The 24,547-nt window shown below is 35.6% G+C and carries 22 protein-coding genes, 1 pseudogene and 1 riboswitch; of the genes and pseudogenes, 16 read left to right on the top strand and 7 right to left on the bottom strand.

What is annotated here, in order from left to right:
- Positions 1-16: 16 nt before the first annotated feature.
- The 3 genes and pseudogenes from RBB48_RS31635 to RBB48_RS07690 form a co-directional block, all read right to left on the bottom strand.
- Complete coding sequence (locus RBB48_RS31635; protein ID WP_370512865.1) at positions 17-823, bottom strand: methyl-accepting chemotaxis protein; 807 nt, start codon at positions 821-823, stop codon at positions 17-19.
- Positions 821-1,198 (bottom strand): annotated as a pseudogene (locus RBB48_RS31630) (protoglobin family protein); the annotation flags it as partial. The gene RBB48_RS31635 and the pseudogene RBB48_RS31630, both read right to left, overlap by 3 nt.
- Before the next feature lie 249 nt (positions 1,199-1,447).
- Positions 1,448-2,080, bottom strand: a complete 633-nt coding sequence (locus RBB48_RS07690) for a trimeric intracellular cation channel family protein (RefSeq protein WP_000924376.1) — start codon at positions 2,078-2,080, stop codon at positions 1,448-1,450.
- A gap of 270 nt (positions 2,081-2,350) precedes the next feature.
- On the opposite strand from RBB48_RS07690, the gene RBB48_RS07685 reads away from it, so the two are divergent.
- The 8 genes from RBB48_RS07685 to RBB48_RS07650 all read left to right on the top strand — a co-directional run bounded on the left by RBB48_RS07685 (position 2,351) and on the right by RBB48_RS07650 (position 11,765).
- Positions 2,351-3,757 carry an O-antigen ligase family protein gene (locus RBB48_RS07685; RefSeq protein WP_088065068.1) on the top strand — a complete coding sequence of 469 codons (1,407 nt, stop codon included), beginning with the start codon at positions 2,351-2,353 and terminating at the stop codon, positions 3,755-3,757.
- A gap of 77 nt (positions 3,758-3,834) precedes the next feature.
- Complete coding sequence (locus RBB48_RS07680; RefSeq protein ID WP_088065067.1) at positions 3,835-4,935, top strand: glycosyltransferase family 4 protein; 1,101 nt, start codon at positions 3,835-3,837, stop codon at positions 4,933-4,935.
- 15 nt (positions 4,936-4,950) lie between these two features.
- Positions 4,951-5,691 carry a WecB/TagA/CpsF family glycosyltransferase gene (locus tag RBB48_RS07675; RefSeq protein ID WP_046955475.1) on the top strand — a complete coding sequence of 247 codons (741 nt, stop codon included), beginning with the start codon at positions 4,951-4,953 and terminating at the stop codon, positions 5,689-5,691.
- Positions 5,692-5,982: 291 nt separating this feature from the next.
- Positions 5,983-7,182 carry an MFS transporter gene (locus tag RBB48_RS07670; RefSeq protein WP_087981899.1) on the top strand — a complete coding sequence of 400 codons (1,200 nt, stop codon included), beginning with the start codon at positions 5,983-5,985 and terminating at the stop codon, positions 7,180-7,182.
- Positions 7,183-7,450: 268 nt separating this feature from the next.
- Positions 7,451-8,167 carry a LytR/AlgR family response regulator transcription factor gene (locus RBB48_RS07665; RefSeq protein ID WP_048542790.1) on the top strand — a complete coding sequence of 239 codons (717 nt, stop codon included), beginning with the start codon at positions 7,451-7,453 and terminating at the stop codon, positions 8,165-8,167.
- 121 nt (positions 8,168-8,288) lie between these two features.
- On the top strand, positions 8,289-10,367 hold the full coding sequence (gene cstA / locus RBB48_RS07660; RefSeq protein WP_088065065.1) for a carbon starvation protein CstA: 2,079 nt from the start codon (positions 8,289-8,291) through the stop codon (positions 10,365-10,367).
- Positions 10,360-10,563 carry a YbdD/YjiX family protein gene (locus tag RBB48_RS07655; RefSeq protein WP_000919820.1) on the top strand — a complete coding sequence of 68 codons (204 nt, stop codon included), beginning with the start codon at positions 10,360-10,362 and terminating at the stop codon, positions 10,561-10,563. Before cstA ends, RBB48_RS07655 begins: the two co-directional genes overlap by 8 nt.
- Before the next feature lie 146 nt (positions 10,564-10,709).
- A complete protein-coding gene (locus RBB48_RS07650) occupies positions 10,710-11,765 on the top strand; it encodes a GGDEF domain-containing protein (RefSeq protein WP_088065064.1) in 1,056 nt (351 codons plus the stop codon).
- 82 nt (positions 11,766-11,847) lie between these two features.
- Here RBB48_RS07650 and pdxK read toward each other — a convergent pair whose 3' ends face one another.
- Positions 11,848-12,672: a pyridoxine/pyridoxal/pyridoxamine kinase gene (gene pdxK, locus RBB48_RS07645; RefSeq protein WP_087981903.1), complete on the bottom strand. Its 825-nt coding sequence runs from the start codon at positions 12,670-12,672 to the stop codon at positions 11,848-11,850.
- 134 nt (positions 12,673-12,806) lie between these two features.
- Here pdxK and RBB48_RS07640 point away from each other — a divergent pair, with 134 nt between their 5' ends.
- The 3 genes from RBB48_RS07640 (at position 12,807) to RBB48_RS07630 (ending at position 15,863) form a co-directional block, all read left to right on the top strand.
- Positions 12,807-14,378 carry a GAF domain-containing sensor histidine kinase gene (locus tag RBB48_RS07640; protein ID WP_088065062.1) on the top strand — a complete coding sequence of 524 codons (1,572 nt, stop codon included), beginning with the start codon at positions 12,807-12,809 and terminating at the stop codon, positions 14,376-14,378.
- Positions 14,379-14,398: 20 nt separating this feature from the next.
- Entirely contained in the window at positions 14,399-15,046 is a 648-nt protein-coding gene (locus RBB48_RS07635) for a response regulator (RefSeq protein ID WP_088065061.1), read from the top strand.
- Positions 15,047-15,236: 190 nt separating this feature from the next.
- Positions 15,237-15,863, top strand: coding sequence for an FMN-dependent NADH-azoreductase (locus tag RBB48_RS07630; RefSeq protein ID WP_000246726.1), 627 nt, complete (start codon positions 15,237-15,239; stop codon positions 15,861-15,863).
- 62 nt (positions 15,864-15,925) lie between these two features.
- Here RBB48_RS07630 and RBB48_RS07625 read toward each other — a convergent pair whose 3' ends face one another.
- The gene (locus tag RBB48_RS07625; RefSeq protein WP_087981907.1) at positions 15,926-16,597 is read right to left on the bottom strand and encodes a transcriptional regulator YeiL; all 672 of its coding nucleotides are present in this window, start codon (positions 16,595-16,597) and stop codon (positions 15,926-15,928) included.
- 106 nt (positions 16,598-16,703) lie between these two features.
- Between RBB48_RS07625 and RBB48_RS07620 the strand changes: the two genes are divergently transcribed.
- A complete protein-coding gene (locus tag RBB48_RS07620; protein ID WP_306007497.1) occupies positions 16,704-17,399 on the top strand; it encodes a YjjG family noncanonical pyrimidine nucleotidase in 696 nt (231 codons plus the stop codon).
- Between the two features lie 40 nt (positions 17,400-17,439).
- On the opposite strand, the gene RBB48_RS07615 is transcribed toward RBB48_RS07620, so the two are convergent.
- Positions 17,440-18,672: a chloride channel protein gene (locus tag RBB48_RS07615; RefSeq protein ID WP_088065060.1), complete on the bottom strand. Its 1,233-nt coding sequence runs from the start codon at positions 18,670-18,672 to the stop codon at positions 17,440-17,442.
- Positions 18,673-18,986: 314 nt separating this feature from the next.
- A riboswitch (SAM riboswitch) is annotated at positions 18,987-19,091 on the top strand.
- A 92-nt stretch (positions 19,092-19,183) separates the two neighbouring features.
- Between RBB48_RS07615 and RBB48_RS07610 the strand changes: the two genes are divergently transcribed.
- From RBB48_RS07610 to RBB48_RS07600, 3 genes are all read left to right on the top strand, one after another.
- Positions 19,184-20,482, top strand: a complete 1,299-nt coding sequence (locus RBB48_RS07610; RefSeq protein ID WP_000504750.1) for a bifunctional O-acetylhomoserine aminocarboxypropyltransferase/cysteine synthase — start codon at positions 19,184-19,186, stop codon at positions 20,480-20,482.
- Positions 20,466-21,371, top strand: a complete 906-nt coding sequence (metA, locus tag RBB48_RS07605; protein ID WP_088065059.1) for a homoserine O-acetyltransferase MetA — start codon at positions 20,466-20,468, stop codon at positions 21,369-21,371. The genes RBB48_RS07610 and metA overlap by 17 nt, the downstream gene beginning before the upstream one ends.
- Positions 21,372-21,512: 141 nt before the next feature.
- Positions 21,513-22,808, top strand: a complete 1,296-nt coding sequence (locus tag RBB48_RS07600; protein WP_000659102.1) for a homoserine dehydrogenase — start codon at positions 21,513-21,515, stop codon at positions 22,806-22,808.
- A gap of 30 nt (positions 22,809-22,838) precedes the next feature.
- Here RBB48_RS07600 and RBB48_RS07595 read toward each other — a convergent pair whose 3' ends face one another.
- The gene (locus RBB48_RS07595; RefSeq protein ID WP_088065058.1) at positions 22,839-23,465 is read right to left on the bottom strand and encodes a YczE/YyaS/YitT family protein; all 627 of its coding nucleotides are present in this window, start codon (positions 23,463-23,465) and stop codon (positions 22,839-22,841) included.
- A 98-nt stretch (positions 23,466-23,563) separates the two neighbouring features.
- Between RBB48_RS07595 and RBB48_RS07590 the strand changes: the two genes are divergently transcribed.
- Complete coding sequence (locus RBB48_RS07590) at positions 23,564-24,541, top strand: LacI family DNA-binding transcriptional regulator (RefSeq protein ID WP_306007496.1); 978 nt, start codon at positions 23,564-23,566, stop codon at positions 24,539-24,541.
- Positions 24,542-24,547 lie beyond the last annotated feature (6 nt).

The raw sequence follows: 24,547 nt of genomic DNA, 5'->3' as shown, positions 1-24,547 counted from the left end.
TGACATAAGCTTCACCCTATCTATTCAGTTCTAGTTGTAAACTATCAGCTGTTAGAGCCATTTTTGAGGAATCGTCTTGAATTCCTTTCATTACTTGTGAAATGGTTTCTAACTCATTTTCAATTTTTTTATTCTGTTCTTTCGAGTTAGACATGTCTTTTACAATTTCTTGGAAGTATTGATCTGTTGCAGACATACTATCCGTTCCTTCAGATACGAGGGAGCTAATTTGTTTCACTGAAGAAGAGACACGAACAATTTGTTCATTTGTTTTTTCAACGAGCTTTGTAACGTTGAATATAGATTCTTTCGTTTGCTCTGATAACTTGCGAATTTCTCCAGCTACAACAGAAAAGCCTTTGCCAAATTCCCCAGCACGTGCAGATTCAATAGCAGCATTTAGTGCGAGCAAATTTGTTTGCTCTGCAATTGATTTTACAATGTCTATAATCTCGTTAATTTTGTTAGAAATATCGAGAAGTTCATGAGTATCTGTAATAATCGTTTCCATGTTTGTTTGAATGTATTCCATTCGTTTATTCTGTTGATTTAATTGTTCTTTCCCTTTATTCGCTTTTTCTTCTGATGTTGTAGCTAATGATGTACCTGTTTTGGCAATTTCTACAATAGTTTCAGATTTAGCGGTTAACTGTTGAATAGAAGCACTCGTTTTTTCAGATACAGATGCTAGTTCTGTTGCAATATGCGTAATGGTCATAGCTGTTATTTCTTTTTCTTTTTCATGTTCTTTTTGCATTCTTTCATATTCAGATTCATAAGCCGCAATAACGAGCTCTTGTTCAAGGGTGAATAATTTGTTTATTACGTTTATAGAATAAGAAAAATCGTCAATTGTTGTAATTTTTGTTTGCAAAATCTTCATGATAGAGCGGAATAATTCTTGATAAGCGGCAGTATACCATTTTCTATGTAAACCAATTTGTACATGTCTTTTGGCAATTCTAACACGTTGTTCAATAAAATCTTCGTGCATATCTCCGCTGAATAATTCCTTTATATGTGTTTTTAAAGTTTGCTTTAGTTTTGGAATAGAGCTATAACGTTCAATAATAGTAGTTAAATTAGGCTGCTTTGTAATATTGGCATAGAATTTTTCCGTAATCCAATCAATTTCTTCATAAATAAAGGGCTGTAGTACCTTTACGATTTGTAAATCTTCTTTTGAAATATGTAGCATATCCATTTGAATTTTCAGTTCAGAATTAGTAGGCACGTTAAAAGTGATTTTTTGATCCTTACTTAATTCGAGTATACTGGCGTTTGTTTTATTTGTATGTTTTTTAAAAAACCGAAGCATCGTTCTTCCCCCTGTGTATAAAGCGTTTTCATTTTTGATTCTAATATAATTATATATTTTTATATACAATTACTCTATATTAGTGTGTAGAATAGTATATAAATTAAGAGAATTCTGTGTAGAATTCTCTTAATGGCCTTTATTAATTTTAGCATGTGTTTTAAAGAAAACAGGGAAATGTACATTATATATTACAGTGACAACACGAATAATAAATGTTACTAATAAACAAACATAGAAAGCTAGTACGTGTGCCCCCATTGCATATGTGATTAGGAAACTAATAGCTCCTAAGATAGAAGCGATTGCGTAAATCTCTTTTCGGAATACGTAGGGGATATCTTGAGCGCAAATGTCACGCAAAATACCGCCTCCAATACCTGTAATGACTCCCATTGAAACAACTAAAAATGAGGCGTCAACATGATGTGACATTGCTGCATTTGCACCAATAGCTGTAAAAACACCTAAGCCAACAGCATCAGAAAGCATAATAACGACTTGCAGTTTATTGATACGCTCAAAAAACATACAAGTAAATAATGCTGATAATACGCTTACGAAAAAGTAAATGGGTTTAACAAATGCGACAGGAGGCAGGTTACCGATCATAATATCACGAATAATACCGCCGCCGAGCGCTGTAGCTACAGCTAAACAAAGGACACCGAATAAATCTAAATCTTTTTTTAAACCAACTAATGTACCGGAAATAGCAGCGGCGATAATGCCAAGAAACGTAAATATGTCGATTAATAACATTGCTGTAATCCCTTCCTCCTAAAGATGTTCCAGAGAAAAAATATACACTAAAGTTATGTAAATAACAATGCATTTTCTTTACATGTAGAAAAAAAGAAAAAATGAGGAAAGAAAGCGCTTGAAAATGCAAATATGCTTTTTTCTATAAGGTAAGGCTGGGGAGAAATGTGAGGCGTTTAATTAAAAAATATATGTTATAATAAATATTTGAGATAAGAAAAAATATTAACAGTATAGATTGAAATTAGGTAATAGTTATGGAGGTTCTAGATGTTAAGCGAAAATAGTAAAAGTAATAAATTTGAAAATTTTCTATTAATCTTTATTTTGTTGCAACCAATTTTAGATTTGCTCACGGCATTCTGTATAATGGTTTTAAAAATTGATACGACCATTGGAGTTATTACACGCTTATTCGTTATGTTCCTAAGCGGGATATATATTTTAATTCAAACGAAGAAACAAGGAAATATAAAATATATATTGTATATAATCTTAGTAGGAATAGTCTTCACCATCGGATTGGTAAATAACAAGCTTACAAAAGATCCTATGGTACTTACAGAGGAAATTAAGTTTATAGCAAAAGCATTATATCCGTTTGTTATGCTTACTTGTTATGTATTTGTATTTAAGTCTTTAAAAGAGAAAAGCCATTCAAATTCAAAAATGCGTGACTATGTTACGTATGCATCGCTAATTATAGGAGTAGTCATGGTAGCTTCGATTACTACTGGAACAGATTATAATAGTTATGAATGGGTAAAGTTAGGATCACGCGGTTGGTTTTATGCAGGTAACGAGCTAGGATCTATTTTAGCCATCATGTGTCCAATTGTTATTTTGTATTCAATTGAAAGAACAAAAAGTATAGGTAAAGCGTACTATTGGATTCCTTCAATTTTAGTTGTTTATTCACTATTTGCAATTGGGACAAAGGTTGGCGTAGGAGCAATCTTTGGATCAATGGCTATCGCAGTTGTTATGTGCTTTATTCAGGCATTTACACAGCGTAAAGATGGAAAGAAACATGCCTATTTATTAAATGGTTTTCTTGCAATAACTGTATTTGTAGGCATATTGGCATATACACCTTTTTCACCGTTTATGAAAAATATGGGATTCCATTTCCAATTAATTGAACAAGAACAGAGTGCGAAAAAGGAAGAGAAAAAGAAGGAGGAAGCTAAAGAGCACAAACCTCCTGTGACAGAGCAAGAAAAAGAGAAAGAAAAAGCAAAAGAAAAAGTAGCGGAGAAGAAAGAAGAAACGCAAGCTCTTATTTTTAGTGGGCGTCAATTATTTGAACAGATGTATAAAGATTTCTATAATGAAGCCCCAATGTCTCAAAAATTATTAGGAATGGGTTATGCTGGTAACTATAAAGAACAGCCGAAATTAATTGAACGTGACTTCCACGATTGGTTCTATTCTTTCGGAATCATAGGGTTCATTTTACTTGTAATTCCATTCTTATACTTTGGTATTAAATTTATTGCATGTATATTTACTAAATTTAAACAAATATTCACAGTGAAATATGCAATGATGATTGCAGCAATACTTCTCGGATTAGGTATCTCATTCATGGCTGGTCATATTTTAATTGCACCTGGAGTGAGTTTCTACTTAGTAATAATCATGGCATATTTAATAGTTGACTTGGAAATTGAATGATAGAAAAATAAAAGCTAGCATATGTTAGCTTTTATTTTGTTATAGTAAATAAAAAGAAAAAATGGGGGATGTAAGAAATGAAAGTGTTGCATATGAATGCTGGTGCAGAAGAAGGTGGGGGGAAAACACATATTATTTCACTTTTATCTCAATTTTCAAAGGAAGAAGTGGAATTAATGGTATTTGAAGAAGGTGCGATTGCTAGAGAGGCGAGAAACCTTGGTATTCAAGTGCATGTTTTTACCCAATCATCTCGGTACGACCTATCAATTCTTTCAAAAATAAAAGCATTTATTAATGAAAATCAATTTGACATTGTGCATACACATGGCGCACGAGCAAATTTCTATCTCTCCCTCTTGAAAAAAGGTATAAAAGCGAAATGGATAATGACTGTCCACAGTGATCCAACTTTGGATTTTATGAAGAGGGGATTAAAAGGATGGGTATTTACGAAGTTAAATTTACGTTCTTTCAGGAAGGTAGATTTATTCTTTGCAATTACGGAAAACTTTAAGAGAAACATAATAAAACTAGGTGTACCAGAAGAGAAGATTTGTACGGTTTATAATGGAATCGAGTATGATAATACTCCAGCAAAACCTTATGATAAAAGTGAATTTGGCATTGATGAAGGAGTATTTACAGCTGTTCAAGTAGCGCGTCTTCATCCTGTTAAAGGTCATGATATTTTATTTGAAGCGTTACAAAAAATTAAAATTCCAAATATAAAGGTGCTCTTGCTTGGTGATGGACCTATAGAAGCAGAATTAAAAGAGATGGTGAAACAAAAGGGCTTAGAGGATAAGGTGATTTTTCTAGGTTTTCGTACAGATTCAAAAGAATTATATGCATCTGCACACATTAATTTGTTAACCTCTTATAGCGAAAGCTTCCCTCTTGTTTTATTAGAGGCGGCTAATCAACGCTTAACATCTATTGCAACAAATGTAGGTGATATGAAAAAGTTAATAGTTGATGATACGTATGGATGGATTGTACCGATTGGTGATGCGGATTCGTTAGCAAACGCGTTAGAAAATGCTTATGAAAAATGGTTGAATGGTGAATTAGAAGCGATGGGAAATCGTTTATATAATCATGCATCTACTCATTTCTCGCTAAAGAATTTGTATGAAGATACTTATAATGCATATAAAAAACTTTTACTGAAATAGAGAGGATAGTTAATCATGGAAGTAAAAACGGTTGATATTCTAGGTGTTCCTTTTTCTACAATGACAATGGATGAAACGATCCAATATTTGAAGGGACAACTAGAATTGGAGCGAACTCATACTTTTCAGGTAGTAACAGCAAATCCTGAAATTGTTATGTGTGCAAAAAAGGATGAAACATTCCATAAAACATTATTAAATACAGATTTAATTACACCTGACGGTATTGGAGTTGTAAAAGCAAGTGGTATGTTAGGTACACCTGTAAAGGAACGTGTAGCAGGTTTTGATTTAATGTGTAATCTATTTGCAAAGTTATCAGAGGAGAATAAACCGGTATCTGTTTTCTTACTTGGTGCAAAACCGCATGTTGTACAAGCTGCAGCAGATCATTTAACGAAGACATATTCAGCTGTATCTATTGTGGGTACACAAGATGGGTACTTTAAACAAGAAGAAGAAGAGAGTATCGTTTCTCGCATTCAAGAAGCAAAACCAGATTTATTACTTGTCGCGCTTGGTTTCCCAAGACAAGAGAATTTTATCCAAACTAATAAGCATCGTTTAGAAACGAAGATGGCTGTTGGAGTGGGCGGAAGTTTAGATGTATGGGCTGGAGAGGTAAAACGTGCACCAAAATGGATTCAAGCGATTAACTTAGAGTGGTTTTATAGATTGTGTAGTAATCCAACGCGCTGGCGTCGTCAGTTAGTATTAGCGGAATTTTTAAAAGAAGTCATGCGTTCGAAAAAGTAGCGGAATATCGCTACTTTTTTATTTGGTCATTTTTAATAAAGTGAGGTTTTGCTCATCCACCACTGATGGTTAACCCTCACCAATTGGACGTTTAATGGCAGTTGGTCTTCAATTTAACCTTTTTGTTTCAGCTGAATTTTGAGGTAGGAGTCTTACTGCCCTCAAATAGTGTGATAAGTATTTTACTTTTGGGGAATGATGAAGGAGAATTTTTTGAACGAAAGTATTTTACTTATACAATTCACACATGTAAAATGATGTGTAAAGACAGCTGTGTAAGGAGGACTTCTTGTGGGCAAGGTGAAAGAAATTTCGAAGCGAAAGCTACTTGGTATAGCAGGGCTTGGATGGTTATTTGATGCAATGGATGTTGGAATGCTTTCATTTGTAATGGTAGCACTGCAAAAAGATTGGGGATTAAGTACGCAAGAAATGGGCTGGATAGGCAGCGTTAATTCGATTGGTATGGCAGTCGGAGCGCTCGTTTTTGGAATACTATCAGATAAAATAGGGCGGAAATCAGTCTTTATTATTACATTATTACTATTTTCTATCGGTAGTGGTTTAACTGCTTTAACGACGACACTTGCGATGTTCCTTGTTTTACGATTTTTAATTGGTATGGGGCTTGGCGGAGAGCTTCCAGTCGCATCTACATTAGTATCAGAGAGCGTTGAAGCGCATGAACGTGGCAAAATAGTTGTGCTATTAGAAAGCTTTTGGGCAGGTGGATGGCTAATTGCAGCCCTTATCTCGTATTTTGTTATTCCGAAATATGGTTGGGAAGTTGCAATGGTATTGAGCGCGGTTCCGGCACTATATGCTTTATATTTAAGATGGAATTTACCGGATTCTCCCAAATTTCAAAAGGCTGAAAAAAGACCATCTGTTATCGAAAATGTAAAGTTAGTTTGGTCTGGTGAATATCGTAAGGCAACAATTATGTTATGGATTCTATGGTTTTCTGTTGTCTTTTCTTACTATGGGATGTTCCTTTGGTTACCTAGTGTAATGGTATTAAAAGGATTTAGTTTAATAAAAAGTTTTCAGTACGTACTTATTATGACGTTAGCTCAATTGCCAGGATATTTCACGGCTGCTTGGTTTATTGAACGACTTGGTCGTAAGTTCGTTTTAGTTACGTATTTAATCGGTACAGCATGTAGTGCTTACTTGTTTGGAGTGGCAGAGTCATTAACGATATTAATCGTAGCAGGCATGTTACTATCCTTCTTTAATTTAGGTGCTTGGGGTGCATTATACGCTTATACACCGGAACAGTATCCAACGGTTATTCGTGGTACAGGTGCAGGGATGGCAGCAGCATTCGGTCGTATTGGTGGTATTCTTGGGCCGCTATTAGTAGGATATTTAGTTGCTTCACAGGCTTCACTATCACTAATATTTACGATTTTCTGTGGATCAATTTTAATTGGCGTAGTTGCTGTAATTGTACTTGGGCAAGAAACGAAGCAACGAGAATTAGTATAAGGTGAAAGTTTAATCGGTGAGGGATTTATCCCCACTGATTATTAGCCAGCACCAATTGTGTTTTTGGGGAAGTAACACTCATTTCTTCGCATTCAGTGGGTGTTACTTCCTACAAATAATTGAATGAAAGGGTAGGGGGAACCGTTGTGGTTTCCTTTTTTCTGTTTTTTTAGATAAATAATGGTATAGTAAGAAAAAGGGAATGTTTCTTATAAAAGCGAATGTATACAACAAGACATATGGACAAAAGAATTAGGTGGTTGAAGAAATGAAAATTTTACTGATCATGGAAGAAGCAGAAGAGCGAAGAAGTTTAGCTGAAAAATTTACTGAAAATATAAGGAATGTAGAATGTTTTGAAGCGAATACGGGAACAGAATCATTATTGATCATGAAAAAGCATACACCAGATTTTGTTTTCTTGAATTCAAAATTACTAGATGGAACTGGTTTTGAATATGCGAGTTTATTACGGGAAGTAAATTGTTATACGAAATTGATTTTTATGGGTGAAGATATAGAAGAGTCGATTACGGCATTTCGGTTTCAAGCATTTTATTATTTACTACGCCCATTTCGTGAGGAAGATTTGCAATTCCTTTTATATAGAATGTGTAAAGAGCAAGGCGAGAAAGCAAAGAGTTATTTGCGAAAACTACCGATAGAAGGTCAAGAGGGAATTCGGTATATTTTCCCTGAAGATATTGTATATGTAAGCAAAAATAAGGAAAATAAAACGGTTTCAATTTATACAACAAATAATCAGTATATTTCAACATATACACTTCAAGAGCTGGAAAATAAGCTAAATGTATATGATTTTTTACGTGTGCATAAAAGTTATTTAATTAATATGTCATATGTACAAGAACTAAAACCTTATTATAATGGCACATATAATCTGTATTTAGATAAATATGATGAGCAACCGATTCCAGTTAGTCGTAATTATGTGAAACGACTTCGAAATAAGATTGAATTATAGTAGGTAATGCGAATTTTTTAACATGATAAACTAAAAATCCTTCATGATAAGGAGGATTCAAATTAAATATTCAGAAAATTTAGTACAATCCCACTAAGCGATAGTATTGGGGGGATTGTATGTGAAAACATTGAAGTCGATTTTACTATGGGGAGTTATTGCAGCAGTAGGCGCAGGTGCTTTTGGTGTAATAGCTTTATCACAAGGTGAAACTATTAATGCCGTGTGGCTCTTAGTAGCTGCGGTATGTGTGTATGCAGTTGCTTACCGCTTTTATAGTAGATTTATAGCGAGAAAGGTATTTGGTTTAGATAATAATCGGCAAACGCCAGCCCATACATTAAACGATGGAAAAGATTATGTTCCGACAAATAAGTGGGTATTATTTGGGCACCATTTTGCAGCAATTGCTGGGGCAGGCCCTTTAGTAGGACCGATTTTGGCAGCGCAAATGGGATATTTACCAGGGACAATATGGATTATTGTTGGGGTAGTTGTCGCTGGAGCTGTACAAGATTTTGTAATTTTATTTGCTTCGATGAGACGGAATGGTAAATCTTTAGGAGAAATGATTAAAGATGAGATCGGTCCTGTTACAGGGCTTATTGCAATGATAGGCATTTTAGGCATTATGATTATTTTATTAGCGGTATTAGCATTAGTGGTAGTAAAGGCGCTTGTCGGAAGTCCTTGGGGAATGTTTACAATAGCAGCAACGATTCCTATTGCTATTTTAATGGGAGTGTACATGCGCTACATTAGGCCTGGCCGGGTTGGTGAAGGGTCAGTAATCGGAATTATTCTACTTATACTGTCTCTTATTGGGGGACAGTATGTAGCAGAGCATCCAACGCTTGCAAGCATGTTCACGTTTAGCGGTGAAACGATTGCTATTATGCTTATTGTATATGGATTTATCGCATCGGCCTTACCAGTTTGGATGCTTTTAGCACCACGTGATTATTTAAGCACATTTTTAAAAGTCGGAACAATTGTTGGATTAGCAATTGGTATTTTAATTGTAGCACCAGATTTACAAATGCCAGCAGTTTCGAAATTTATCGATGGAACAGGTCCTGTTTTCTCTGGAAACCTATTCCCATTCTTATTTATTACAATTGCTTGTGGTGCGGTGTCTGGATTCCATGCTCTCGTTTCATCAGGTACGACACCAAAGATGATTGAACAAGAGGGACATGCACAGCCAATCGGTTATGGGGCAATGTTAATGGAATCATTTGTAGCGGCGATGGCGATGATTGCAGCTTGTGTATTAACACCAGGAACTTATTTTGCAATTAATAGTCCCGCAGCACTTATCGGTACGGATGTCTCGCAGGCAGCTCAAGTTATTTCCTCATGGGGATTTGCTATTACACCAAATGAACTAAAAGATCTCGCTGTAAACGTTGGAGAGCAAACGATTTTATCACGCACAGGTGGTGCACCAACGTTAGCGATAGGTATGGCGTATATTTTCTCACAAGTAATAGGTGGAACAGCCATGATGGCCTTTTGGTATCATTTTGCAATCCTCTTTGAAGCTCTATTCATTTTAACAACAATTGATGCTGGAACGCGTGTAGGCCGATTTATGATTCAAGATATTTTAGGACATGTATATAAGCCATTTGCGAAAACGGATTCTACATTAGCGAATGTGATAGCTACAACATTATGCGTATTAGGATGGGGTTATTTCTTATACCAAGGGGTAGTAGATCCGCTTGGTGGAATTAATACATTATGGCCACTTTTCGGTATTGCAAACCAAATGTTAGCAGGTATTGCATTATTACTTGGAACGACAATTTTGTTCAAAATGGGGAAAAAGGCATATGTTTGGGTGACACTTATTCCAACTGTCGGATTGCTTATTGTAACGATGACGGCGGGTTATCAAAAGCTATTTCATGAAAATCCTAAAATAGGATTTCTATCTCATGCAAAGGTGTTTCAGGGAGCATTAGATGAGGGGAAAGTGTTAGCACCAGCTAAAAATGTCGCTCAAATGAAACAAATTATTTTCAATGATTATATTGATGCAGCGCTTTGTGGAATTTTTATGATAGTTGTAATCGCTGTATTAATTTCTGCGATTCGAATTTGGATTCAAGTATTAAGAAATAAGCCGATGCCGCTAAAAGAGGCACCATATATTTCTAGAGATGAAAGTGAGTCGAGGAACTATTATGCTTAAACGACTACGAAAAGTATGGGGAAAAAGGAAACACTTTATTAGTTTACTCGTTGGGGTACCAAGCTATGAAACATATGTAGAGCATATGAAAAAGCATCATCCAGAAGAAGAGGTTGTATGTCAAAAACAGTTTTTTGCAGAAGCGCAAGAAGCTAGATTTAATGCAAAGGGTGGAAAGATATCACGGTGTTGTTAAGGAAAAGGGCGAATTTTCGTCCTTTTTTATTTTTTGCTGTTTCACGTGGAACAGCAAAAAATAAATAAAAAGCTTTGGGAATTATAGGTATTTCGTATAAAATAAAATAAGGAAAGGGATAGATAGAAAAGTAGGGAGATTATTTTATGTTAAGGGACTTATTTGTAAACACAACAATTATTCTTTCCTTTATTTTTGTTGGAGGTCAGCTTTTAAGAGATAAACCGTTAAAAGAAGGGTTCTCTTTTTGGCAGAAATGTGTAGTAGGTATTCTTACTGGAATATTAAGTGTACTGTTGATGCATTTTGGTGTACATATTGAAGATATTATGTTGGATCTACGTTATTTAGCTGTTATTTTGGCAATTATAATTGGAGGTCCGATAGCTAGCAGTATAACAGTTACTATTATATTAATTACCCGATTATTTTTTACTGAATACTCTTTAGCCTCTGAATTGGCTTGTTATACAATTGTATTGATAGGTTTTGGAATTATTTTCATTTGGCGGATGAAAGCTTCTATATTTAAAAGATGGATCTGGTTTAATGTATATAGTTTATCTATTTTAACGGTTCCACTTTCTATTTTATTTAAGGATATGTCTATAATAGTATTATATTTAGTTTGTAGTGGTGTTGCAGCATATATCACATTTATAAGCGCAAATTATGTATTGCAATCCAATGAGTTATTTCAAACGATGAAGCAATACGCAACGATAGATGCACTGACAGGTTTAGGAAACGTAAGACAGTTTGATTTAGAGATGAATCGTCATATTGGTAATAAGCGTATGAAAAATGATTCACTTTGTTTACTACTTATAGATATTGATCACTTTAAGTGTGTAAATGATACGTATGGGCATCCTGCGGGAGATGAAGTATTAAAACAAATGGGGCATATTTTACGAGAAGTTTCAATGTTTCCAGATTTGGCTTTTCGAAAGGGTGGGGAAGAGTTTGCGCTTTTGATACCGCAGAAAGGATTAGCTTATGGAATGCGTATGGGGGAAAAAGTTCGTACGGCTGTTGAAAACCATCCATTTCAATTGCTAAATGGAACTAAAATAAAAATTACAGTTTCAGTAGGAATTTCAGTGTATGAAGAATCACCAGAGCGATTTATTCAAGCTGCTGATGATGCATTATATTACTCCAAAAGAAATGGTAGAAATCAGGTTAGTTCTGCATCTTAAAGATAAGATGACCAGAAGAGCTTATAAAAAAACACCCACAGAGAGGAAATATATAAACTCTGTGGGTGTTTTCATTTATATGTTAGACAAGTTCTTTTGATGCAACGAATTTACGATATGCACCGTGATGTGTTGGGCCTACGTATTCGTTGATCTTGAATGAATAACGGATAGCAGCTGTGATAAATTCTTTAGCAGTTTTTACTGCTTCTTTCACAGTTTTTCCTTTTGCAAGTTCTGCTGTAATTGCAGCAGAATATGTGCAACCTGCGCCGTGTGTATTTGTCGTATCAATTTTTTCTGATTCTAGAAGATCGAATGTTTCTCCATCATATAGGACGTCGATTGCAGTTTCCGTACCAAGCTTGCTACCGCCTTTAATTAGGACGTATTTCGCACCTAAAGCGTGGATTTTTTTTGCTGCTTCTTTCATGTCTTCAAGAGAACTAATCTTTACGCCACTTAATTGGTAAGCTTCAAACAAGTTTGGTGTTACAACTAATGCCTTTGGAACAAGAACGTCACGTAAGCAATCGTTCGTTTCAGGATGTAATGCTTCATCAGCACCTTTACATACCATAACAGGGTCCACTACTACATTTTTGAAATTATGTTTTTCGATTGTTTCAGCAACCATTTCAATAATTTCTACTGATCCAAGCATACCTGTTTTTAAAGCATCTACTCCAACACCATCAATTGTCGTTTCTAATTGTGGTTTTAATGTAGAAGCTGGGATTGGGAATACGTTATGTGCCCAACCGTTATGTGGATCCATCGTTACGATTGTCGTAAGAGATGTCATTCCGTATACACCAAGTTCTTGGAATGTCTTTAAATCTGCTTGTATACCAGCACCGCCACTTGTGTCAGAACCAGCGATAGTAAGTGCTTTATTTAATGTCATTATGAAATCCCCCTCAAGTGATATAATGAAAACTATGTTTTCACCATTATATCAATGTTACGAATAAGTACAAAGTGAAAAGTAGATGATTTACTTTAGGGGCGATTTAAAATCTTGTATGTAGGAGACGAATTATGTTTCAAGAGAATCGTACAAATGAATTAGTTATATTAAAAGAGATTGCAGAGACGTTGAACACCTCAAATGATACATATCATGTGCTGCAAGCTGTGTTGGAAAAACTGTTGAATGTAACAGGTTTAACGACAGGATGGATATTTCTTGCGGATGAAAATGGCAGATATACAAAATTAATTGATTATCAATTACCAGAGGGATTAAGATTTGAAAATAAACGACCGATGTGTGAGGGGAATTGTTGGTGTTTACACCGATTTGTGGAAGGGAAACTAGAGAAAGCCGTTAATATTATTGAATGTAAGAGAATTAATAATGCGATTGAATATAACTGGGGAGATACAGAAGGGATTGTGCATCATGCGACAGTGCCGCTAAAAGCGGGGGGAGATGAATTTGGCGTATTAAATGTGGCTAGTCCAGGTAAAACGCATTTTTCTGAAGAAGAGTTAGTGCTATTACAATCAGTTGCTTTCCAAATTGGAACAGCATTAAAACGTACAAAATTGTATGAAAATGAAAAGAGAAGGGCTCATTATTATGTAAAGTTAGACCGATTTATTCAAGCTTTAAGGACGATTCATAAATTTAATGCATTGCCAGAGGAGATTGTAAAGCAAATAGGGAAGTTATTTTTATGGGAGCAAGTTGTATTCTTTATTAGAGAAGAAAATGAACTTGCTGTAAGAGCCCCATGTAAGATAGATGAGATACAAGAGGATTTGAAGTCAGCGGCACAGGAAGCTCTGAAAAAAGAAGAGCCTGTTTTGTTAAAGAGTCAGGTTGGGAATATCGTACATCCTAATCGTGCGGTTATTGCCATTCCCATACATATTCAAGATCATATATTTGGCGTACTAAGTGTAAGTTCGAATAATGGAGAATTTGATATAAATACGATAGATGTAGTACAGGCGTTAGCCAATCATATATCGTTAATGATAGAGAACTTAAGGTTAAATGAAAAGCGCCGAGAACTTGTACGACTGGAAGAACGTAATCGTTTAGCTAGAGATTTGCATGATTCTGTTTCACAAAAGTTGTTTTCATTAACTTTTATGACGAAAGGTGCCGAAGCCGTCTTAAAGGGGAAAAACGAAAAGGTAGATCAGTCTTTGCATGAGATACGTGAGTTATCGCAAGGTGCTTTAAAAGAAATGAGGACGTTAATTTGGCAACTACGTCCAGCGGGATTAGAGAAAGGACTATTACCAGCTTTAAAACAATATGGTGAAAGTTTGGGATTGAAAATTCGGGAACAAGTTACAGGTGTTCGTGATTTGCCACGCGTAGTAGAGGAAGCGCTATGGCGAATTGGACAAGAAGCTTTAAATAACGTAAGTAAACATGCGAATGTCAGAGAAGCGGCGATTTATTTCAAAGTGACGGAGAAGAATGTATCATTAGAAATAGTCGATCAAGGAAACGGCTTTGTAGAGAAGAATATAAAAGAGAAGAAATCACTCGGTATGACTACGATGCGCGAAAGAGTAGAATTAGTCGGTGGAACAATTAAAATTGTAAGTGATAAGAAAAGAACAAGTGTAAAAGTAAATGTACCATTATGATGTGAAAATGAGGGAAGTTTGTGAAAATAAAAGTATTGTTAGTTGATGATCATACAGTTGTTTTAAAAGGATTAGCATTTTTCTTAAGTACACAGGAAGATTTAGCGTTAGTTGGAGAAGCAAATAATGGGAAAGAAGCGTTAGTGAAAGTAGGGGAGACGAATCCTGATGTTGTATTAATGGATTTATATATGCCCGAAATGGATGGTGTCGAGGCGACGGCGTGCATCAAAAAAGAATATCCAAATGTGAAAGTAATTGTATTAACTAGCTTTTCTGATCAGGCGCATGTTTTACCAGCGTTAAGGGCGGGGGCAAGTGGGTATATTTTAAAAGATGTAGAACCCGATCAGCTTGTTGAAGCTATTCGAAGCGCATATAAAGGTAATATTCAATTACATCCAGATATAGCAAATACTCTTCTCTCTCAAACATTACCTGTGGAAGAAAAGGAAGAAGAACCTTCTATTCAAGTGGATGTGCTAACGGCGAGAGAAAATGAAGTGTTGCAGCTATTAGCGAAAGGAATGAGTAATAAAGAGGTCGCTTCTGTTTTAGTTATTACAGAAAAAACGGTAAAAGCTCATGTAAGTAGTATTTTGAGTAAGTTGAATTTATCTGATCGCACGCAAGCAGCATTATATGCAGTGAAAAATGGAATTGTATAAGACAAAAGTCGTAAGACCTAGTTCGCCTTTAGAAGGTGGACTTTTTTTATGGAAAAATACGTCTATGTGAGGACGAAATTGTCTTGATATAAAGATAAAATATGTTTGTAAGCAACAAAACAACAATTACAAGGGATACCTTTTTTGAAAGCATATAACAACAGAAGAGTGAGTACTAGGAGGAAAAACAATGGCAACAGTTTTATTTGTAAAAGCAAACAACCGCCCAGCGGAACAAGCAGTTAGTGTGAAATTATACGAGGCATTTTTAGCAAACTATAAAGAAGCACATCCAAATGATACAGTAGTAGAACTTGATTTATATAAAGAAGAATTACCATATGTAGGCGTAGATATGATTAATGGTACATTCAAAGCAGGTAAAGGATTTGATTTAACTGAAGAGGAAGCAAAAGCAGTAGCAGTTGCTGATAAGTATTTAAATCAATTTTTAGAAGCTGATAAAGTCGTTTTCGGTTTCCCATTATGGAACTTAACGATTCCAGCAGTGCTACACACATATATTGATTATTTAAACCGAGCTGGCAAAACGTTTAAATATACGCCAGAAGGTCCAGTTGGTCTAATTGGAGATAAGAAGATTGCATTATTAAACGCGCGCGGCGGCGTATATTCTGAAGGTCCAGCAGCTGAAGTAGAAATGGCTGTTAAATATGTAGCAAGCATGATGGGCTTCTTCGGTGCAACAAATATGGAAACAGTAGTTATTGAAGGACATAACCAATTCCCAGATAAAGCAGAAGAAATCATTACAGCTGGTCTTGAAGAAGCAGCTAAAGTGGCAAGTAAATTTTAATTGAAAATAGAATCGTCACTCGAAAAAAGTAGCATTAACAGATAAACGTTAATGCTACTTTTTTATATTTTAAGTTCATCAGCCAGTTTTTCTAATTGAATTCGATCTTGTATGTAATAGGTTCTTCCGTCTTTTTTTAAGTAATTTTGCTGGCAAAACTGGTTTAATACGTATAAAAGATGGCGGTAGCTGACATTTAAGTATTCCGAAGCCTCGGTATGTTTTTCTGTATAACTGTTATTTTGTTCTGTTAATAGAATAAAAGCCGCTAATCGATTTTCGAACGGATAACTATTGTTTTTGGCGTAACTTTCTGTTCGGCTAATTGTTTTTTCGCCGATAAATTTACATAGTTTCTGTAGAAAGGTAGCATCTTGCAATAAAAGATGCTGACAATCTTTAAGAGGGAGCGCTAAGCACATACAATCTTCAATCACTTCCACCGTTTTCGTAACGGATTCAACGCCAATTAACCCTAATTCTCCAATGAACGAAGGTGCTTGAATAAAGTTAATTAAGGAGACCTTCCCGTTTTTGTGACTCATATATATTTTCGCTTTTCCGGAAATTAAGTAATAAAGATAAGGAACATCAACGCCTTCATTACATATCCTTTCTCTCTTTTGAAAGGAATGTAGTTCAGCATACGGTAAGACATTAAAAGAAAAAAGAGTATGGACGTTGTAAGTTTGCATGTAATGAGAGATTTCTTCGCTATTTTTGCTGACTTTCATATTTTCACCTCATGTTTAGTATGAGATATCTCCTATTATGTTTACAAGAAGGAATGATACGATTTACGTAAATTTGTTTTTGTAGAAAAGAGAGTGTGAAGGGCTTATGAAAAAATATAAAACATTGCTATTTGATGTAGATGATACATTGTTAGATTTTCAGAAGGCGGAGAAAATGGCGTTACGTATGCTGTTTGAAGAGAAAGGGATTCCTCTAACTAGCGAGATTGAAGGGCACTATAAAAAAATTAATAAAAGTCTTTGGGATGCTTTTGAGGAAGGTGAAATGAACCGTGATGAAGTTGTAAATACGCGGTTTTCAATTTTGTTTAAAGAGTACGGGGAAGAAGTAGATGGAGTATTATTCGAAAATAATTATCGTAGCTACTTAGAAGAAGGAGACCAACTTATGCAAGGTGCGTTTGAATTTATAAGTCAAATTCAAAGTGAGTACGATTTATATATAGTGACAAACGGTATTTCTAAGACGCAAGATAAACGTTTACGTAATGCAGGATTACATGCCTTGTTTAAAGATATTTTCGTTTCTGAAGATACGGGATTCCAAAAGCCGATGAAAGAGTATTTTGATTATGTTTTTGAACGAATTCCTAATTTTTCCCCTGAAGAAGGGCTCATTATTGGGGATTCGTTAAGTGCTGATATGAAAGGTGGATATGTAGCGGGAATTGATACTTGTTGGTTTAATCCAGAAAAGAAATCAAATAATAGCGAGATTGTGCCAACATATGAAGTACAAAATTTTGAAGAGTTATACGCGTTATTGAAGCAACGTGTGTAATAAAAATAGGCAGTGGAACTTTTGTCCCTACTGCCTATTTTTATTCGTTTGCAGCTTCGTTATTTTTAGGAAGTGGAAATGCATTACCAATCGCTGCCGCTCCAAGCATCGGTAATAGTAAATTGAGCGGGAAAAACATGAGTAATAGTAATGTTATAGCAATTGGTTTTCTTAATGCATAGCTTGAAATTGCTGTCGTGACGATGGCTACCGAAGCGATTGGATCTATCGGGATAATGGAAGCTATAGCATATCCGATACTAGATCCAGCAAATATAATTGGGAAAATATGTCCACCGCGCCAACCTGTATTTAAACAAACGGCAGTAATACATAATTTTAAAACACCTGAAAGAAGTAGTACCCAGAAAGATAAATGACTCCATTCAACGACTAAATCTTTTAATTGATGTTCTCCTGAGAATAACGTGTACGGGAGAAAAGTTCCTGTAATTCCTAATAAAATACCACCGATAATTCCAAGTGATAGTTTGTATTCCCTGAAGGGATGGATTAATTTCTCTAATGTGAATTCAAATTTGAAATAAAAGAAACCAACTATAGCACCAATACTAGCAAGTGGTAGAAAGGCGATCCATTCATTAAGAGAAAGGGAACCTTCCCCAAAATCAACGATAAAGGATCCGCGATTATCGAATTTACTAAGTAATAAATAAACGGAAAAGCCAGCGAAAGTGGTAGCTAAATATACAATTGCTTTTTTTCCTTTAGAAAATTCGTTAATTTGCTCACCCTCATTTTCATTTGGAGCTAAATAACCGAATAATGGCGCGTTAAAAATTACACTTAAAGTAGCGCCAATTCCAACCTCTGTTAGTTCATTCATTCCTTTTAAGGCAAATGTAAAGCGATCCCCTACCCATGTACAAAGTCCACCGATAATTCCAACAAGTGCTGCTTCGGGACCTAAGCTAGCTCCAAATATTAAAACGATAATCGCAGTTAAAGTAGCTTTATGTACAAAACGGTATTCAATTCTACCAGTTTTTTTATATTCACCCATCACTTCCGGCATAAGACGTGGATATATGCCGAAGTATTTTTGGGTTAAACCAACGAGAATACCACCGATAGTTGTTACACAAATAGTGTAATACGGGGGAGAAGAGAAAATAGTAGGTAAGTATCCCCAAATAAAGTGAATGCCGATATTTATTGTAACTAAAAATAGCCAGACTGTAGCTCCTACTATAGAGCCTAAAAGAATGCCGTATAGGACGAGTATATAGTGCATGTCCTTTGTGTTTGTCATGTTATACCTCCGTTATGTAAGTTTTAATGTCGAAAGGATTAAATATGCTACTGTGAAAGGAATATGTATAGTATCTTTTTGAGAGGTGGGCTTATTCAATATATTGAGGTCTCGTGAGAATTTGAAATGTATACAGTTAAACTACTTACTTAATTTTATATAGTAATCGTGGGTTTTAAAAGGTCTTTTTCAAATGGATATGGAATATATTTCTTTTGTTATGCATGTCAAATTCTTTGTATTTAATTTAGAACATTCAGAAAAACTGTTTGACATTAGGAAATTATTGCTATAAAATCAACGGTAATTGCATAGTCTTATCAAGAAAAGGTGGAGGGACAGGCCCGATGAAACCTTGGCAACAGCCGTATAACGGAATTGTGCCAAATCCTGCAGGTAATAATCCTGAAAGATAAGAAAGAGCCTTTAGAGCGTGTTTTCAAACTGCTCCTTTCTTGTTTTCAGGAAAGGAGCAGTTTTTTATTTTGTATAAAAGAAAGGAGAATGAGAGATGGGAGAATCATGGGGAAAAGGAACAATTTGTGTGCAAGGTGGCTATACACCAAAGAATGGTGAACCGCGTGTTTTGCCACTTTATCAAAGTACAACGTATAAATACGATACTTCAGATGATTTAGCAGCGCTATTTAATTTAGAGGCAGAAGGATATATATATACGCGTATTGGAAATCCTACTTTAGCTGCATTTGAGCAAAAGTTAGCGGATTTAGAGGGTGGTGTAGGAGCTGTTGCAACGGCTTCTGGGCAGGCTGCTATTATGCTTGCTGTTTTAAATATTTGTAGTAGCGGAGACCACTTGCTTTGTTCTTCCACAGTTTATGGCGGAACGTTTAATTTATTTGGAGTGAGTTTGCGTAAGCTTGGTATTGACGTTACGTTCTTTAATCCGAATTTAAGTGCTGATGAAATTGTGGCCCTTGCTAATGATAAGACGAAACTTGTTTATGCAGAGTCGTTAGGAAATCCAGCGATGAACGTTTTAAATTTCAAAGAATTTTCAGATGCAGCGAAAGAGTTAGAAGTACCTTTTATCGTGGATAATACATTAGCAACTCCTTATTTATGCCAAGCATTTGAGCACGGAGCAAATATTATCGTTCATTCTACGACGAAATATATTGATGGTCATGCAAGCTCTTTAGGCGGCATTGTCATTGACGGAGGGAACTTTGATTGGACAAATGGGAAATATCCTGAACTTGTTGAACCGGATCCAAGTTATCACGGCGTAAGTTACGTTCAAAATTTTGGTGCAGCAGCGTATATTGTGAAGGCACGTGTTCAATTATTAAGAGACTATGGAAACTGTATGAGCCCATTCAATGCGTATATTAGCAATATCGGCTTAGAAACGCTACATTTAAGAATGGAGCGTCATAGTGAAAATGCTCTCGCAGTTGCTAAGTGGCTTGCTAACCATGAACGTATTGAATGGGTGAATTATCCGGGATTAGATAGCAATGAAAATTACTCGTTAGCACAAACGTATTTGAAAAAAGGTGCTAGTGGTGTTTTAACATTCGGCATTAAGGGCGGATTAGAAGCAGCGAAAGAATTTATCGCAAATGTAAAACTAGCAACTCTCGTAACGCATGTAGCGGATGCACGAACTTGTGTTATACATCCTGCTAGCACAACGCATAGACAATTAAGTGCTGAAGATCAGCGTCTAGCTGGCGTTACATCAGATTTAATTCGTTTATCGGTTGGTATAGAAGATGTTTCTGATATTATTGCAGATTTAGAAGCAGCGCTAGTCGGAGGCAAAGAACATGCCGATCATAATTGATAGAGATTTACCAGCTCGCAAAGTGTTGCAGAAGGAAAATATTTTTGTAATGACGAAGGAGCGAGCAGAAACACAAGATATCCGGGCATTGAAAATTGCTATCTTAAATTTAATGCCTACAAAGCAAGAAACAGAAGCGCAATTACTTCGTTTAATTGGCAACACACCGTTGCAATTAGATGTTCACTTACTTCATATGGAATCACATTTGTCTCGCAATGTAGCGCAGGACCATTTAACGAGTTTCTATAAAACATTTCGTGATATTGAGAATGAGAAATTTGATGGACTTATTATTACAGGAGCACCAGTTGAAACTCTTTCTTTTGAAGAGGTAGATTATTGGGAAGAGCTTAAACGTATTATGGAGTATTCAAAAAAGAATGTAACATCTACGCTTCATATTTGCTGGGGGGCACAGGCTGGCTTGTATCATCATTATGGTGTTCCAAAGTATCCTCTTAAGGAAAAAATGTTCGGTGTATTTGAACATGAAGTTCGTGAGCAACATGTGAAATTGTTACAAGGGTTTGATGAATTGTTTTTTGCCCCGCATTCTCGTCATACAGAAGTACGAGAGAGTGATATTAGAAAGGTGACAGACTTAACATTATTAGCAAATTCTGAGGAAGCAGGTGTTCACCTTGTCATTGGGCAAGAAGGAAGGCAAGTGTTTGCGCTCGGGCATAGTGAATATAGTTGTGATACGTTAAAGCAAGAATACGAACGGGACCGCCAAAAAGGGTTAAATATTGATGTGCCGAAAAATTATTTTAAGCATAATAATCCAAATGAGAAACCACTTGTAAGGTGGAGAAGCCATGGGAATCTATTATTCTCTAATTGGCTGAATTATTACGTGTATCAAGAAACCCCTTATGTATTATAAAAAAAGATTGTGTAACACGTGGCAACGTTTTCTTTGTAAAGATTAACTCATATTTTTCCGAATGTTCAAAAAACATTGTTTTTCATATTTTTTACTCATATAATTTCATCTAAACACAATTTTTGAGGGGTGGACAGTATTATGAAAGAAATTCAAGTTGGTTTATTAGGTCTTGGGACAGTTGGGAGTGGTGTAGTTCGTATCATTACAGATCATCAAGAGCGACTTATCCACCAAGTAGGTTGTCCTGTAAAAGTAACGAAAGTACTAGTACAAAATATTGAAAAAGAGAGAGAGGTAGAGGTACCTTCTACTCTATTAACACAAGATGCAAATGAAATTTTAGATAATCCAAATATTGACGTTGTCATCGAAGTGATGGGTGGCATTGATGATGCAAAAGCATATATTTTGCAAGCCTTACAGAGCGGGAAGCATGTTGTGACTGCCAATAAAGATTTAATGGCGTTACATGGGGCGGAACTCTTAGCGGTAGCAAAAGATAATAAAGCAGATTTGTTTTATGAAGCAAGTGTAGCCGGAGGGATTCCGATTTTACGAAGTATCGTAGAAGGACTTTCTTCAGATCTTATTACGAAAGTAATGGGAATTGTAAATGGAACGACAAATTTTATTTTGACGAAAATGTCAGATGAAGGGAGAGCATATAACGACGTGTTAAAAGAAGCCCAACAACTTGGATTTGCAGAAGCAGATCCAACATCAGATGTGGAAGGTTTAGATGCAGCGAGAAAAATGACCATTTTGGCTACCCTTGGTTTTTCTACAAATGTAGAGCTTGGAGATGTGAAGGTAAAAGGGATTACTTCTATTACAGAAGAAGATATTGAATACAGTAAGAGTTTAGGATACACGATTAAATTAATCGGTCTTGCGAAGCGAGATGGTGAAAAATTAGAGGTGACAGTTGAACCGACACTACTTCCAAATACACATCCTCTGGCGGCCGTACAAAACGAATATAACGCTGTATATGTGTATGGTGAAGCGGTCGGAGAAACGATGTTTTATGGGCCAGGTGCAGGAAGTTTACCGACAGCAACAGCTGTTGTTTCAGATTTAGTAGCTGTAATGCAAAATATTCGATTAGGTGTAAACGGAAATAGTGCGGTATCCCCGCAGTATAAAAAAGTATTAAAAGAGCCAGACGAAATTGTTGTGAAGAAATTTTTAAGACTTCATGTAAAAGATGAGATTGGTGTATTTGCAAAAATTACTTCATTATTCTCTGAGCGTGGCGTTAGCTTTGAAAAGATTATTCAAATGCCGCTTGAAGAGAAAGGGAAGGCTGAAATTGTAATTGTGACGCATCGTGCGTCTCTTGCTGATTATGATTATATTCTACATACGTTGCAAGGGTATGAAGAAATAGATTGTTTGAAAGCAAACTATCGAATTGAAGGGGATGCTAAGTAGTATCTCTTCTTATAAAACAGAAAGAGCCTGTTAAGCAGCTTGCTTAATAGGCTCTTTTCTATTTAAAATCTTCGTACCAATTTGAATAAATGCTTGGATAATCCAGCCTGTTGTAAAGGATAAGATGATTGTTCCAAAATAGATAGGTCCATCTAATAGGAAGCTTAATGTTAAAAATAAAAACGCTAACGAAATTTCTGTTCTTCTAAATGTCCATTTCTTTTTCTCAGCAACCGTTAAAACGAAAGCTTCTTGAGGTGCTGCGCAAAGGTTTGTAGAGACGTAAAGACCAATCCCAGCTCCAACGAATAGATTTCCGCAAATAAGTGTTATATATTTTGGAAGAGAACGGATAGCGTCCATAATAGTTGGAATGGAACCAATCCAATCAACAAAAAGGGAAATAAGAACCATCGTTACAATTGTACCAATTGTTATTTGTTTTTTATTCCAAAAGAGTACGATAAGAGTAAATGCAAAGTTAATCATGAAAATCCAAAAACCGATACTTATCCCGAAATTTTGATATAGTGCAATAAAGAAGGAATCATAAGGGCTAAGTCCAAAGGAAGTAATTGTCGTCATCATATTAATACCGATGGCGAGAGTGAGTAGACCGCCAATGAAAAATATATATTCTAATTTGAATCGAAGCATAGTTGTATATCCTTTCAAAATGTATTTGCTAGGAAAGGATATATTGTGGAAAGCTTACCAGGTCAAGGGAGAATTTTTGCAGGGAAGGGGAAAATGAGATGACGAATATAAGGAAGATTGCTGAGCTTGCTGGGGTATCTGTTTCAACTGTTTCACGTGTACTAAATAATCATCCATATGTGAATGAACAGAAACGAAAAGAAATTTTAGCAATTATAGAAGAATTAAATTATACGCAAAATGTGAATGCAATTCATTTAGTGAAAGGAAAAACGAATGTAATTGGCGTTTTATTACCGCACGTAAATGATCAATATTATAGCGCTATTATCGAGGGAATATCAAAGGAAACAGCAAAGAATAATTATAATATGATGCTTTGTCAGACGAATTATAGTGAGGAAAGGGAATTAGAAATTTTAAATATGTTAAAAATGAAAAAACTTGATGGGGTTATTATATGTTCGCGGGCGAATAGTAAGGAAAAGCTTGAAGAATATACGAAATTCGGCCCTATTGTTATGTGCGAAGAAATCGACTCGAATTTCATTTCGAGTGTGCATATTGATTACTATAAAGTGTTTTCGCGCGGAATGAAAAGCTTAATAGATGCGGGCCATACAAGTATTGGGTATTGCATTGGAAGAAGTAATAGCATTAATAGTCAGAGAAGAAAACAAGCATATGAAGATTCGCTTCAACAGATTGCTGTAACACCGATAGAGGCTTGGAAGTTTAAAGGCTGTTTTACAGTGGAAGATGGGCGTAATGTGATTAGGGAATGGACACGTATGTCAGTAAAACCAACAGCGTTTCTTGTATCTTGCAACCATATTGCCGCGGGGATGGTAACGGAAGCGAAAAAACAAGGCATTCGTATTCCGGAAGATATTACGATTATTGGTTGTGATGATCAAGATGTGGCAGATATTTTAGGCATTACGGCGATTTCGTATTGTAGTAAAAATGTTGGTGTGAAGGCATTTGAATTATTATATGAAAAGATTAATGATGAGCAAATCGATATAAGGCACGTAGAGTTATTGCCAGAATTAGTACATAGGGAAACAACATAATAGATA

It is taken from the genome of Bacillus sp. MMSF_3353, assembly GCF_030733445.1.
GTDB lineage: Bacteria > Bacillota > Bacilli > Bacillales > Bacillaceae_G > Bacillus_A > Bacillus_A wiedmannii.
The sequence above is the reverse complement of the archived record's forward strand: the minus strand, read 5'-3'. Positions and strand labels throughout refer to the sequence as shown.